The following is a 14,574-nucleotide window of genomic DNA, read 5'->3' as shown; positions in this document are numbered from 1 at the left end:
CCAATCCGTCCGTCGGGTGCATCGACCTCAACGCGATCGCTCGACCGCCTGCTTCGCCGGAATCCACATCCCCAGCAGCGCCGCCGCCAGTATCGCCAGCAGGCCGGTGACCGCGATGCCGCCGGCCAGCGACGCCGTCGCCACCAGCGCCGACAACAGCGCGGGTCCGCAGGACCCGCCCAAGTCGGACAGGAAGCGCCACACCGCGAGGAAGTAGGCGCGACCGTGGCGCGGCGCATGGTCGGCGCCCAGCGTCATGATCAGGCCCGAGCCGATGCCGTTGCCGAAGCCGATCGCCGTCGCGGCGATCAGCAGCGTGGTGAAGCCGACGGTGAAGGGCATGGCCAGCAGCGCCAGCCCGATGATCGCCATCGACGGCACCGCCACCCAGCGGCGACCCTTCAGGTCCATCACGCGTCCGGCCGGGTAGAACAGCAGCATCTCGATGCCGCCCGAGATGCCGTAGATCAGCGAGGTCACCGCCGGCGCCAGCAGCAGGTGATCCGCCCACAGCGGGATCACCGCCTGACGCGAGGCCCGCACCGCGCTGACCAGCATCACGCCCAGGCCCAGCGTCAGGAACACCCGGCGGTGATCGGCCACGATGGTCTTCAGCGACACCGGTGCCGGCGCGGCCGCGCCGGCGGGATGCGGCGGCGCCTCCAGGTCCGGCAGCCGCGCGCCGATCGCCGCCGCGGCCAGCACGCCCGCGATGCCGACACCGAACGCCGCCTGCAGCCCGAACGCATGCACCGCCGCCGCCGACAGGAACGGCCCGATGAACATGCCGATCCGCATCACGCCGCCCAGCGTCGACAGCGCCCGCGCGCGGTACGCGGCGGGCACCGCCTCGGTCAGGTAGCTCTGCCGGGCCAGGTTGTAGACGGCCTGGGACATGCCCACCATGAAGCAGCCGATGCCCAGCGTCAGCACGCCGGGCAGCAGCACGGCCAAGGCCATGCCCAGCGCGCTCCACACGCCCGCCGCGACGATGGCCCAGCGCTCGCCCCAACGCATGGTGATCACCGACGCCGGAATGTTGTTGAGCAGCGAGCCCAGCCCGATCAGCGTCACCACGAAGGCCGCCATCGACACCGACGACCCGAAGTCCCGGGCCATCAGCGGCACTATCGGCAGGATCGCGCCTTCGCCCAGCCCGAACAGCAGCGACGGCCCAAAGGCGGGCACCGCGATCCGGCGGAACGAGAACTCGGCATCAGTCGTTGCGGAAGGTGTCGACATCGGGCGTGAATCGGGAATGAATCGGACACAGGGGCAACCGGCAAAGGCGGCCATGACGATAAGCGAGGTCCGTGCCAGTGGACGGCGCTCTTCGCCCGCAACCCGCCATTCATGCCTCCTGCGCCCGTGCGGGCCGCCCGGATATCGCACCGACCCTCACGCCACGACTGCGCACGGCGGCATGACGCTCGCTCCCAACCGCCGCTTTCAAGCCGTTGCAATCGAATACCTCGAAAACGTGAAAGCGCTTTCAGAATCCACGGCTTTTGCCTAGGATGGTTGGCGCAGGAGAGAAGTCGCGGGCCCGGACGAGCGTCACAGAGCGCTGGCCGGACCGTGCCGATCGGTGCCCTCCAGCACACCATCGAAACCTCTTGGAGACTTCATGAATCGCCTCCTCTCCTGGCTGGGCGCGTGCCTGGCCTTCCTGGCGCTGAGCTTCAGCGTGCCCGTCGCGCAGGCGCAGTCCAACGCGAGCTTCTCGCACGGCGTCGCGTTCAACGGCAGCCAGGCCACGCTCTGGTTCAAATCCAACGTCGCGACGACCTGGGTCGACGCGCATTACCAGCTGAACGGCGGCGCGCAGCAGAACCTGCGCATGCCCTTCAACGGCGGCGCGGCCCGTCATGAACTGGCACTGCCCGGCGCGGCAGCCGGCACGCGTGTGGACTACTGGTTCACCTACAACAACGGCAACCCGGCCTACGACAGCGCGCGCTTCACCGCGACCGTCACGACCGGCGGCGGCACCGATCCTGGCACGCCGACCAACCCCGGCAACCCGGGCAACCCGGGCACGCCGACGAACCCGGCCGACTGGAACGCCAGGACCACCTTCAAGATCGAGAACGCGACCAACGGCCGCTGGCCCGATTCGCAGGTCTACTGGGCCATCATCGGCAAGAGCTGGCAGACCGGTGAGTTCGTGCACGTCGACGCGGGCGGCAACGTCGTGCCGATGCGCCTCTCCGACAACACGGTGACGAAGAACGGCCGCAAGTACGCCAACTACTTCTTCCCGCTGTCGCAGACGAAGCAGATCACGATCCCGCCGGTGAACTCGGCGCGCGTGCTGATGTCGGTGGGCAGCCCGATGTTCATCGAGGTCAACACCGACGGCGCGGGCAACATCGCCTACGCCGGCGCCAACATCGAGAACGCGAGCGATCCCAACCTGGACGTCGTCTTCGACTTCGGTGAATTCGCGCTGATCCCCAAGGGCCAGCCGGACCAGGGCATCTTCATCAACACGACCCGCGTGGACCACTTCGGCTTCCCGCTGAAGCTGCGCGTGCAGGGCCTGGGCGGCTACGACAAGACCGTCGGCGAGCCGCTGACCGAATCGCGCGACACGCTCTTCACCAAGTTCCAGCAGGAAGTGCCGGTCGAGTTCCGCAGCCTGGCGGATCCCAACTTCCCGAACGTGCCCTACCGCACCCGCATCCTGGCGCCGGCGCATTTCACCTTCCGCCCGGGCGACGTGAACGGCGCCTACCTGGACGGCTACATCGGCGACATGTGGAACCGCTTCAAGACGCAGGACCTGGTCTTCACGCTGGACAACCTGGGCACCTTCCGCGGTCGCGTGGACGGCAGCACCAACCGCTTCGTCTTCACCGGCGGGCGCTCCAACGGCACGTACTACATCAACGGCAAGCCCAACACGGCCGAGGTGTTCCTGGGCGCGGGCAAACTGGACGATCCGCGCAAGCCCGACGGCAGCTTCCAGGTCGACACGCCGGCCGATGCGGCCAAGTCGATCCAGCTGCAGATCCAGGCGCAGGTGTGCGCGGCGCTGAACCGCCATGTGCTGGCGACGCCGGCCGACTGGTACCGCCCGGCGGCCTTCTACCCGGCCGGCACGCGCGGCAACTGGTTCGCGAAGTTCTGGCATGACCATTCGATCAAGGGTACGGAAGGCGCCGCGAACGGCTACGGCCTGGCCTACGGCTTCGCCTACGACGACGTCGGCGGCTTCAGCCCGTCGCTGCATACGAATGTGCCGACGACGGTGACGTACACGATCGGCTGGTAAGCCGGTTCGGGTCTCATCGACGCGAAGGCCCCGCCTCCCGGCGGGGCCTTTTGCATTGGTCCGAGGTCACGCGCGGCCCCCGGTCGCCTCCGGAGGCCGTGTAGTGCCTGTCCCTCAGCGTGCAGAGACCGCGAACTGGTCGCGCTGCTCGCCCGTGTAGACGGGAAGCGACGCGTTCGTGGCTTTGCCGGACGAGCCCGAGAACGCGGCCATCGCCTCGATCAGCGCGTCGGCCTGTCGCGTCACGGTCTGGTCGAATCCGGCGCTGTCCGCGCCAGAAGCGATCAGGCGCTCCTGGAAGGTCTCGACGAACTCGCGATCGGCGGTGGTCCGGACCATCGCCGTCTTCGCGCCGGCGGCCTGGCCGGCCGCCGTGTTGACCTGCGCGTTGGTCATCACCGTGCCGTCCGCGTAGACGACGCGCTCGACCTGGTTGGCTGCCCCCAGGTACCAGTCCTTGACCACCACCTTGTCCGTCGTGGTGCCCGAGAACGTGATCTCCAGGTTGTTGCTGACCTTCTTGAAGGTCGTGCCGCTGCGCGTGATGTTGGCGCCGAAGGTCAACTGGTCCAGCACGCCTGAGGTCGAGTCGCTGTCCTGGATCGTGTCGGTGCCGTCGCCCTTGTTGAACAGGTAGAGGTCCGCGCCCGCGCCGCCGACAAGCGAATCGTTGCCCAGGCCGCCTTGCAACGTGTCGTTGCCCGCCGCGCCGGTGAGCGTGTTGGCCCCGACGTTGCCGATCATCACGTTGTTGGAGGCGTTGCCCGTCGCGCTGAGGGCCGTGGCGCCGGTCGCCAGCGTCACGTTCTCGACGTTCGTGGCCAGCGTCAGCGTGACCGAGGTCAGCACGGTGTCAGTGCCTTCGGAAGCGTTCTCGGTGATCGCGTCGGTCGTGGCATCGACGACATAGCTGTCGTCGCCGGCGCCGCCCAGCATCGTGTCGTTGCCGGCACCGCCGTCCAGCGTGTCGTTGCCCGTGCCGCCGGTCAGCGAATCGGCGCCGCCCGCGCCAATCAACGAGTCGTTGCCCGATCCGCCGTCCAGCTTGTTGGCGCCGCCGTTGCCGGTGAGCACGTTGTCGAGCCCGTTGCCGGTCCCGTTGATGGCGTTGGAACCGGTCAGCGTCAAGTTCTCGACGTTTGCCCCCAGCGTCCAGGTCGCGCCGCTCTGGACCAGGTCGATGCCTTCGTTGGCGTTCTCGATCACGACATCGCCCACCACGTCGACCACGTAGGTGTCGTTGCCCAGACCGCCGCTCATCGCGTCGTTGCCGGCGCCGCCCGACAGGACGTTGGCGCCGGCGTTGCCGACGAGAACGTTGGCCAGGGTGTTGCCCGTGCCGTTGATGTCCCCGGTTCCTGTCAGGGTCAACTGCTCCACGTTGCTGGCCAAGGTGTATGTCACGCCCGACAGGACCTTGTCGGTGCCCTGGTTGGAGGATTCGGTGACCACGTCGCCGGTGTTGTCCACGATATAGAGGTCGTCGCCGACGCCGCCCTTCATCGTGTCGACGCCCTGACCGCCGTCGAGCGTGTCATTGCCTTCGTAGCCGAGCAGCGAATCGTTGCCGGCCAGACCGCTCATCCGGTTGTCGTAGCCATCACCTTCCAGCGTGTCGTTGCCGGCGGTGCCATAGCGTTCGGAGGACTTTGCCAGCAACTCAGCCTCCCCCCACACGACGCCGTTGGCGAACTGCACCGAGACATAGCCGAGGAGATTCACTGCAGCCCCCGTGTTGCGGGACGTCAGCGTGTAGCCGTAAGTGCTGTTGTGGGACCCCGCCACCCAACCGTACGACACGACGATGTCGTCGGGTTCCACACCCGCTCCGACAATCAGCGTGTTGCCTTGGTCCATCGCGTAGTCCTCGATGATCACGTCCGGCAGCAAAGTGTCAGGCGTAAGCGGATGCCGGACGAAGTCGAAGCGGTATGTGTCGTCTCCAGCGTCTCCGAGCAGCACGCCCGGTCCGCTCAAAGTGTCGTTGCCGAGGCCACCAAAAAGTCGGTCCAACGGTTTCCCACCGACCAGCACATCGTCCCCGGCCGTTCCGAGAAACGCGTCCGGCTCTGCCGTGTGGATGGCCACCAGCCGGCTGGCGACATCACCGGCGAACACGACGCTCCCGTCGGCGAACTCGAAGCGCACACTGGCGTGGGAGGGACTGGGCGTCGTCCCCCGTTCGTCATCATCGAAAAATCCGGCGACCGAAATCAGGTCCGTGGTGTTCGCGATGGACACGAGCAGCGTCCTCTCGGTACCTCGAGAGAACCTGACATCCGCCGGATTGATGCTGCCGTCGAAGCGGAACGTCGTGGTGTAGCCGCGGTTCTGCGATCCATACGCGGAGTCGTGCCCGAAGCCTTTCCCGAAGACAAGTACGGCGTCTCGATCACCGACGGAGAGCGCGTCGTCACCGGCCCCGCCAATGAGCGTGTCGCAGTCGGTCGCGTGTTCCGAATTCGGAAGACGCGAGTTCCACGGCAGACCCACGCCGAACGGATTGGTTCCCCCGGACAGCGAGTCGTTCCCGTCACCTCCATCCAGCCGGTCCGAGCCCAGGCCGCCGACCAGCCTGTCGTTGCCGGCACCTCCCGCCAGCAGGACGTCGTCATCGTCACCGCCGATGATCAGGTCGTCGCCGGCGCCCCCTTCGAGGTGATTGGCGCCTCCCGCGCCGTACACGGTGTCGTTGCCGGCACCGGCAGAGAACATGTTGGTTTCCAGAGCGTCAAACAACAGGTCGTCGCCAGCCGTCACGGTGTTGGCCTCAGCGACAAGGCTCCCTAGCGATCGGGTCGATCCGTCTGCAAACTGGACGCCATCGATGCCGAAACGTCCTAGCGGGAAGATGGCCTCCTGCGGTGTCCACAAGTAGTTCGCGGCGTCGATCGTCAGGGAACCGCCGCCCGACCCATACGTCATCTCCAGCGTGGTCGCCCAGCGGAGCGCGGGGACCAGTCCTCCCTGCGACTCGTAGGCGTTCATGTACGTCGGGGCCGCGGTGCCCCAACGCACATGCACGGAGGCGGGCACGACGTCAGCCGTGAAGCGCAACGTGTTCGAAGCGTCCATCTCGACCCGGACGCTGTCCTGGCCGGAATTGCTGGACAGCTCGATCACGTTGTGGCCAGCACCGCCGTTGAACGTGTCGTTGCCGACGCCTCCGATCAGGGTGTCATCACCATTGCCGCCGACAAGCAGGTCGTCGCCTGCGCCGCCGTCCAGCGTGTCCGGCCCGCCCCGTCCGTAGAGGGTGTCGTTGCCGTCAAGGCCTCGAAGCAGTTCGCCGGCGCCCGTGCCCCGCAGCAAATCCTCTGCGCCCGTCGGCACCGTCAGCTGCGCGGCGGTCAACGCGGCGAAATCGAGTTCGCTGCCGTCGCTGAAGCGCACTCGTTCGATCACCGAGGACTGGGACGTCACGGTTGCGTCCAGAACGAATCGCACCGATGCCGACCCGTCACGCCAGCGGATGACGATCACATCTTCATCCGAGCCTTGCGAGACGGGTTCGAGTGACAGCGTGAGCGCCGCAGGCGCGGCGTCGACGAGCAAGGTATCGAAGCCGCTGTCGTTCGCGTCGTTGGAGATATCGACCGCGCCGTCGCCACCGCGGACGATAAAGGTGTCGTTGCCGGCTCCGCCGTTCAGGCTGCCACCGCCGACGCCCGATTCCAAGGTGTCGTCGCCGAGACCGCCCCTCAGGACATCGAAGTCGGCGCCCCCGCGCAGGACGTCGTTCCCCGCCGCGCCATCCAAGGTGTCCCGACCCCCGCCGCCGTCCAGCACGTCGTTGCCCGCGAAACCGGTGATCGAGTCGTTGCCGCTGGTGGACGTCAGCGCGGCCACCCGCATCTGGTCGAAGGTGTAGACGGTGCCGTCACCGAGGGTGAGCTTCTCGATCGCCCCGTCGGCCTTGTTCCCGTAGGCGTCGAAGGCGTTGTTGACGACGATCTTCAGGTTCATCCCCGTGATCGTGAGACTGGTCCCTGCGACGCGGATCGCCGTCGATGCCGCATTGATGTAGTAGCCGATGAAGTTCAGCTGGTCGTCGGAACCGCCAGCGTCGTTGATGGTCCAGGTCTGATTGACGAAGGTGCTCACGGGCCCCGCCGCCGAGGCCGTGTACCGCTCATTCGAAGTCGACGACTCGTCGATGGACACCACGTCGCTGGTCTGGCTGTAGCTATACGACACGTCGTAGTTGTCTTCGCCCTGACCGCCATACATCGTGTCCCGCGCGAAGGCGACGGTGGATGACAGGAAGTCGTTCCCGTCGCCGCCATACAGGACATTGAGGCCGCTGCCGCCGTTGAGCCGGTCGCTGCCGGCCTCGCCATACAGCGTGTCATTCCCGTTGCCGCCGTCCAGGTAGTCGTCGCCGTCGCCGCCCAGGAGCAGATCCTGGCCCGCGTCACCGGCCAGGTCGTCGAAGCCTGCACCGCCCTTGAGGGTGTCGTTGCCGGCCTCGCCCTTGAGGACGTCGTTGCCATCGAGGCCGTCGACGACGTCATCGCCCGCGCCCGCGGAGAAGTTGTTGGCGAACGGGCCGAGCACGACGTTGTCGTTGCCGGCGGTGCCCTGCATCGGGACGTTCATGTAGCCCCAGAGCATGCCGCCGTCCAGGATCGTGCCGTCCTCGAAGATGAACCGTTCGACACCGGCGTTGCCCCAGGCGAACTGGCCCGCGACGGTCAGGCCGCCCCCGGTGCCCTTCACCCAGATCTGGAGATCGTTGCCCGACATGCTCAGCACCACATCGCTGGGCAGGATGCCGCCGGAGAACTTCAGCGTATCGACGCCTTCACCGTTGTCGACGACGTCGCGGATCACCGACAGCTTGGAGACGGAGCCCCAGACGTACGTGTCGGAACCAGTCCCGCCGCTCATGGTTTCGCCGTCGGCCAGCAGGTCGTCGCCCGCACCGCCATCCAGCAGATCGACGCCGCTGTCGCCGTACAGCAAGTCGTTGCCGTCGCCGCCGCGCAGCGTGTCGTTGCCGGTGCCACCGCGGAGGGTGTCCGCGCCGCCGAGTCCCATCAGCACGTCGTCGCCGCCGAAGCCGTCGATCAGGTCGTCGCCGTCGGTGCCGGGATAGAAGTCGCTGCCCTCACCGGTACCGGTCGCGACATGCGCCAGGATGGCAGCGGCGTCCCAGGTGGTGCCGTCATCGAAGACGACGCGCTCGATCGCGTTGCCCGCAAAGTGGTTGGTGATGAGGGCAAGGTCTTCCCTGCCGCGGACCAGGACGGCCAGATCGTCACCGATGCGCGCGAGCGCGATGTCGGCGGCGCCGAGGCCGCCCGCCACGCGCAGCGTGTCGAGATCCGACGACGAGGTGCCGCCGTCCGCGATCACGTCGGTGTCGCTCCCGACGCCCCAGACATAGGCGTCGGCGCCCTCGCCGCCCACCAGCGTGTCGGCGCCCGCGCCGCCGCGCAGCACGTCGTTGCCGACGCCGCCCTGCAGCAGGTTGGCGCCGTCGTTGCCGGTCAACGTGTCGTCGCCGGAGCCACCGGTCGCGTCTTCGATGACGGTGTTGAAGCCGATGAACGCCTGGTTGTCGGCCAGGATGCTCGTGGCCTTTGAGCCCCTGTAGATCCAGGAGCCCGGGCTCAGGTCGACGGACACGCCTTGAGTTTCGGCGCTGGCGTCGAACACATCGTGACCGCCGCTGTCCTGAACCCAGCGCGTGCCAAATCCATGCACATCGTTGCCGCCATGCAGGCTGGTGGATACGCCGAACAGCAGTTGCAATGCCGCGACGTCGAACGCCGCCAGCTGCGTCGCCGGACCGCCGGGCCGCGTGTACGACATGACGGTGTTGACGTTCGTGTTCTCGGCGTTGGGCAGCACCGGCGCTTCAAACGGGTGCTTAAGGCCCAGCGCATGGCCGATCTCGTGCAGCAGGGTCTCGAAGCCGGCCGTGCCGACATCCAGGGTGCGCTCTGGCTTTGCGCTGCCGAACTCGTCCTCGACGATCTTCGAAAAGAACGTGCTGTTGAGGTGGATCTCGCCGGTCGAGGGCGCCGCATAACCGGCGGCAGCACCGAGACCGTTGGCGGTCAGATCGTCGAGATGGAAGCTGAGGTCGGACGCCGAGTTGTCGCCGATCTCCACGAACCTCAGGTCAAGCACGTTGCTGAAGCGTGCGAGCGCATCGCGTACTGCCTGCTTCTGCTCGGCGGAGAACGCATAGGCGCCGGTGACGCCTGCGGGGGCCATGCTTGCGAACGAGAAGCTCAAGACATGTTTGCCAGCGGCCTTGATCGCCTCTCGCGACACCAATGCATTGACGAAGTAGACGGAAGACAGCGAAGCAAAGGGATCCGGCGGCACCTCACCCGCTTCGGGCGGCGGCGCCATGGCAAAGATATCCCCGCGGTCCCAGACCGTGCCGTCCTCGAAAGCGATCTCAGCGATCGAACCGGGTACGCCGGTGTCCGACATGCCCACGTTCGCCGAAGAGTCGCCCAGTCCGAAGGACTTGCCGTCGTAGAAGCCGGTCACGCGCACCTGGTCGTTCACGCCGTACCGGATCAGCAGATCCTTGCCCTCGCGCTTCAGCGAGTGGATCTCCTTGCTGTCGAACTTGAACACCAAGAGGTTGCGCGTACCGTTCAACGCATCGTCGCGGACGATGTCCTGGCCGTCGCCCTTGGAAAAGACGTAGATGTCATTGCCGCCACCGCCGTTCAGGTCGTCATTGCCTGCGCCGCCCTCAAGGATGTCGTCGTCGTCCGCTGAGTCGCCGCCGTCGCCATAGAGCTTGTCGTTGCCCTCGCCGCCGCGCAGGATGTCCTTGCCGTCTCCCCCGAAGAGCAGATCGTTGCCGACGCCTGCGTCGAGGATGTCGTCGCCGTCCTCGCCTTTCAAATTGTCGGCGCCCTCCCCGCCGACGAGCAGATCGTTGTCCTCGCCGCCGTAAAGCGTGTCGTTCTCCGTGCCGCCGTCCAGGTAGTCGTCGCCCGATCCGCCCCACAGCGCATCGGCGCCGGCCTCCCCGAAGGCGTGGTCGTTGTCCTCGCCGCCGGCGATGGAATCGTTGCCGATGCCACCGAACAGGTAGTCGTCGCCGAAGTTCCCAACCAGGAGGTCACTGCCCTCGCCGCCGACGAGGTAGTCCCCGCCCATGCGCGCGGTATCCATGCCCGGCGGGAGCGCCGTCGAGGGATACAAGCCCGTGGCATCGCCGACCAAGGTGTCGTTGCCGGTGCCGCCGTACAGGACATCGGCACCATAGCCGCCGACCAGGTAGTCGTCGCCTTTGCCGCCTTGCAGGAAGTCCCGACCGGCGCCGCCGGACAGTTCATCCTTCCCGTCGCCACCGTCCAGCTCATCGTCGCCGTCATAGCCGACCAGCACATCGTCGTCAGCGTCGCCGTACAGCTTGTCGTTGTTGTTGCCGCCATAGACGAGGTCATCGCCGTCGCCGCCGTGAAGCTGGGCGCCTTCGAGACTGGCACCGGCGTAGAGCAGTCTTTCGCCTTGCGTCCAGGCCACCTTAAGGCTGATCGGCTTCCCGAAGTTCGGACCGGGTTCTTGCAGCAGGTAGTCGCCGGACTGGACGCCTCGATCCCCGACCTTGCTGTCACCGACCTGCAGGGTGAACTTGAGCACCGGTTCCAGACTGGCATCGACGGCGTCCGTGTTGAGCCACCAGAGATAGCCCTCGTATGTCGGATTCGAAGCCAGCTCCCGCTCCACCTTGATGTCGAAGAGCGCGAGCTCGGGATGCGCGATTTCCCGCCCCTGGCCATTGACGCTGAAGCGGAAAGGCAGGGTCGTGTAGAACGAATCTTCGTTCGAGCGAAGCCACCAGTTGTCCTCCATGCCCTGCACCCAGTACAGGTCATCCGTGACGCTGCGCTGCACGTCGAAGTCGAGGCCGGCGCGCAGCATGTCGTCGCCTTTTCCGCCATAGGCGACGTCCTTTCCTTCGCCGGTGAAGATGACGTCGTTGCCTTCGCCGCCTTCCAGCCAATCATCGCCACCCCAACCGTCGATCAGGTCGTTGCCGTTGCCTCCGACGATGACGCTCTTCTCGTCGGTGCCATAGAGGATGTCGTTTCCCTCGCCGCCGTCGAAGGCATCCATGAAGACAGGTGCATGGGGGATGTCGACGAAGTTGTGGACCTCGAGTGTCTCGAACGAATGCAGCGAGACGTCGGGCCGCGTTCGCTCCGCCGCTTCCCCCGCCAGAGTGATGCCATATCGACCGGGGGTCCAGTCGCGCAGGTAGATGGTGTTGAGTTTGTCGCCGGCGTAGCTCAGCGAGAGGGTGGTGGATCCGCCGGTGTCGTACTTGCGGATCTCCATGCCGTTGGCACCGATCCAGGCGAGCTTGTTGGCGTCGTAGCTCGCGCCCCCCTGGCTGGCGCCGTTGGCGAGGATCTTGTCGTCGCCCGCGGCGTCCTCGATCAGGTCGACCCCGAAGTCACGCCCGGCCACGTTGTAGGTTTCGTTGCCGGCGCCGCCCTTCAGGTAGTCGGCGCCCTTGCCGCCAGTGATCTTGTCGTTGCCGCCGCCGGCGTCGATGACATCCGCGCCGTCGCCGCCGTCGATGGTGTCGACCTCGCCGCCGCCTCGGATGCTGTCGTTGCCGGTGCCGCCGTTGAGCGTGTTCTTGCCTTCGGCGCCGATCAGGATGTCATTGCCGTCACCGCCTTCGAGCGTGGCCTCGCCCTCGCCGGCCTTGACTTCGAGGACGTCGTTGCCGTCCTCGCCCCACATCTGGGTGGTGTCGGTGCCGCCTTGGTCGAAGAGGTAGTCGACACCGTCGCCGCCGCGGATCTCGTCCTGGCCCTTGCCTCCGTTCAGGAAGTCGGTGCCGTCGCCGCCGTCGAGCGTGTCGTTGTCGTCGCCCCCATTCAAGGCGTCCGAGCCTTCGCCTCCGCTGAGCTCGTCATCCCCGAGCCCGCCGATGAGGATGTCGGAGTCTTCGCCGCCGCTCAAGGTGTCCGCGCCTTCGCCGCCGTCAAGGTAGTCGTTCGACTTGCCTCCGCTGATGTCGTCCTTCCCGAGTCCGCCGAAGCTGACGTCGCTCCCTGACGTTCCCGCAATGACTTCCGTGCGTCCCTCGCTCGCGACCACGCTGCGGCCCGCGTTGTTTCCCGCAACGACAGGAACCATCTCGTTCATGTCAGAACCGAAATGGAAGAACTTGGTGTTCGTCGAGTCGAGCGGATCGCCACCTTGCACAGTTCGGCGATCGATGGTGACGTTTCGGATGAGGTCCTGCCACACCATGTCTTCGCTGTCGTACTTGGAGGTGTTGGACCCGAAGAGATTTCCGTTGTCGCCCTGGACGTACTTCTCGTAGTCGAGGTTCAGACCGTTCAATGCGGTCAGACGCTCCATGTATTGGACGCGCTCCCTCAGCCATTTATTGGAGACGTACTTCGGCTGCTCAATCGTCGTGCCCTCTGCGCCGGTCACGCGCTTGCGGTCTTCGTTCCAATGCTCGTAGATTGCGCCCCATTTGAGCGCCATCTCGGCGTCCTTCAGCGGGCCGTCTCCCAACTGAATGATGAATGGACTCGCGGTATAGAGGGCCGCGAATACTCCGAAGTCGGTTCGTGCGAGTTTCGTCAGATCGGCCGTCGAGTAGGAACCTAAAGTCAGCGGTTTCTGAAGTTTGCCCGCGACAGCGTCCTTATAGAACTTACTCTCGGTAATATCCTTCAAAGTCTGATGAAGGGCTTCGCGTCCAGTCGAAACATCTGCCTTATCTTCGATTCTTGCCCACGTCGCACCCTTGTTGTCGCCCTTCAAGCGGTCCTTTCCGCCTTCCTGGACTCCAAGCACCAGGTTCGCCAGCGCATTGACGATATTCTCTAGAACGTCACCCTCTGCCTTCCCTTCCGAGAACGTACTTGCCTCCGTCCGACGGTTCGATGCCTCTCTCAGCATCTGCTTGAAGAGCGTTACTACCGCCTCCGTATTTCGCTGCTCTTCCGGCAGAAGGCCAAGCATCACGTTCTGAACCTTCAGAGAATCGACTAACAGCACGAGACTGTGTGTATCTCCAAAGTCGACCTTGGCGTAGTTGTTGAGCAGCGTCTTGGCGCCAAGATACTTCAGAGATTCCCAACCCATGACCCATCCATAAGGGCCGCGGTAGAGGGGCTGATCCTCGATGAAGACCCGAACATCTTTGCCGACGTGATTCTGAGAATTTGCAACCGCGGAGGGAATCGTATCCCCTTGAACATCGAATTGATTCTTCAGATCCGGGCGCACAACCTTGTCGCCGAATGTCTGGATCAAACCTTGGAGCATCCCTGTGGCGTTGGTGCTTCGCGTCACCTCCTGCAGAGCCAGTTGATAGTCCAAGCCCATCTGATCGATGTCTTTGAATAGGACCTTGGCAGGTGCCGGGGAACTCGGATCTCCGGAACTCAGTCCAGCCACCCGGCCGACTTCGACGCGAATGGAATCGGAGACTCTCAACGCAGCTGCAATCCGTTGCGCTTCTTTGTATTCCAGAGATTCCGTGAGGCCATTATTGACACCGAACGTGAGGATGGAGGCCAGCGCTTTGCGATCGGTATCGGCGATCTCAATTCCGGCGAGGAGCGCGCGGCGCATGCCGTCGTAGATGCCATCGAGCTCGGGCGTTGAAAAGGTGAAGTTTCCGCTCTTGTCGTCGTTTGTTTTGGTCTTGCTCGCGAAGATGTCGATGAGGAATTTAAGAGTCTTCTGCGGATCCACCGCGCCAACGCCTGCACCATTGAAGGTCACCACTTGGGCAACCTCGCTGTTGTGCATCATGTTGAAGGCGGTAGCGAGATGCCCGCCCAGGCTGTAGCCGGTAACAGTAAATCCACCCGGCTTAAGGATCTTTTCGTCTTTCAGCTTGGCGTACCAAGCTTCCATATCGCGCAATTGACCCCAAGCGAATCCGGTGTCTTTGATTTCAAGGGTGTTAGTTGCCCAGTTATCGCGAGCCGCATCGTCAACGAATTCGGTACTTCTAAAGCAGACGATTGTCTCGCCTTCCTTTGCACCAGTGACAGGGTCATCTGCTCGGCACTTAAAAACAGTTCCACTAAAACCTGTTGCACTACTATGCTGAGCCTTGACCTCCCAATGAGCTTCAAAATCGATCGCCGCCGACTTCGTAAATTTACTGGAACGACCGTTGCCCGCGATTAGCGCATCAATGAGAACTTGACCTTGAAAAGGTGTTTCAGTGGCATCATCCCGATCAGTCAGAAACGCCTCTGCAGCCATCTGCAGATTAGAGAGCTTCAACATCTCGGAAACAGTTGGAGAATTAAGTTGACTTTCAGACA

At 64.7% G+C, this 14,574-nt stretch carries 3 protein-coding genes; 1 reads left to right on the top strand and 2 read right to left on the bottom strand.

What is annotated here, in order from left to right; translation table 11 throughout:
• Window positions 1-27: 27 nt before the first annotated feature.
• Window positions 28-1,242 (bottom strand): MFS transporter, encoded by a 1,215-nt coding sequence (locus AC07O8_RS22990; protein ID WP_495050257.1) that lies wholly within the window; start codon window positions 1,240-1,242, stop codon window positions 28-30.
• Between the two features lie 385 nt (window positions 1,243-1,627).
• Between AC07O8_RS22990 and AC07O8_RS22985 the strand changes: the two genes are divergently transcribed.
• Window positions 1,628-3,277 (top strand): glycoside hydrolase family 64 protein, encoded by a 1,650-nt coding sequence (locus AC07O8_RS22985; protein ID WP_495050256.1) that lies wholly within the window; start codon window positions 1,628-1,630, stop codon window positions 3,275-3,277.
• Between the two features lie 114 nt (window positions 3,278-3,391).
• Here the strand turns inward: AC07O8_RS22985 and AC07O8_RS22980 are convergent, their stop codons facing one another.
• The gene (locus AC07O8_RS22980; RefSeq protein ID WP_495050255.1) at window positions 3,392-14,536 is read right to left on the bottom strand and encodes a calcium-binding protein; all 11,145 of its coding nucleotides are present in this window, start codon (window positions 14,534-14,536) and stop codon (window positions 3,392-3,394) included.
• Window positions 14,537-14,574 lie beyond the last annotated feature (38 nt).

This window comes from Roseateles sp. GW821-FHT09G09, assembly GCF_059415965.1.
This window is presented reverse-complemented; position numbering and strand designations above follow the sequence as displayed.

Bases quoted from the DNA above. Each gene is read 5' to 3' on its own strand.
- AC07O8_RS22990 (WP_495050257.1), bottom strand. From the start codon at position 1,242: ATGTCGACACCTTCCGCAACGACTGATGCCGAGTTCTCGTTCCGCCGG.
- AC07O8_RS22985 (WP_495050256.1), top strand. From the start codon at position 1,628: ATGAATCGCCTCCTCTCCTGGCTGGGCGCGTGCCTGGCCTTCCTGGCG.
- AC07O8_RS22980 (WP_495050255.1), bottom strand. From the start codon at position 14,536: ATGTTGAAGCTCTCTAATCTGCAGATGGCTGCAGAGGCGTTTCTGACT.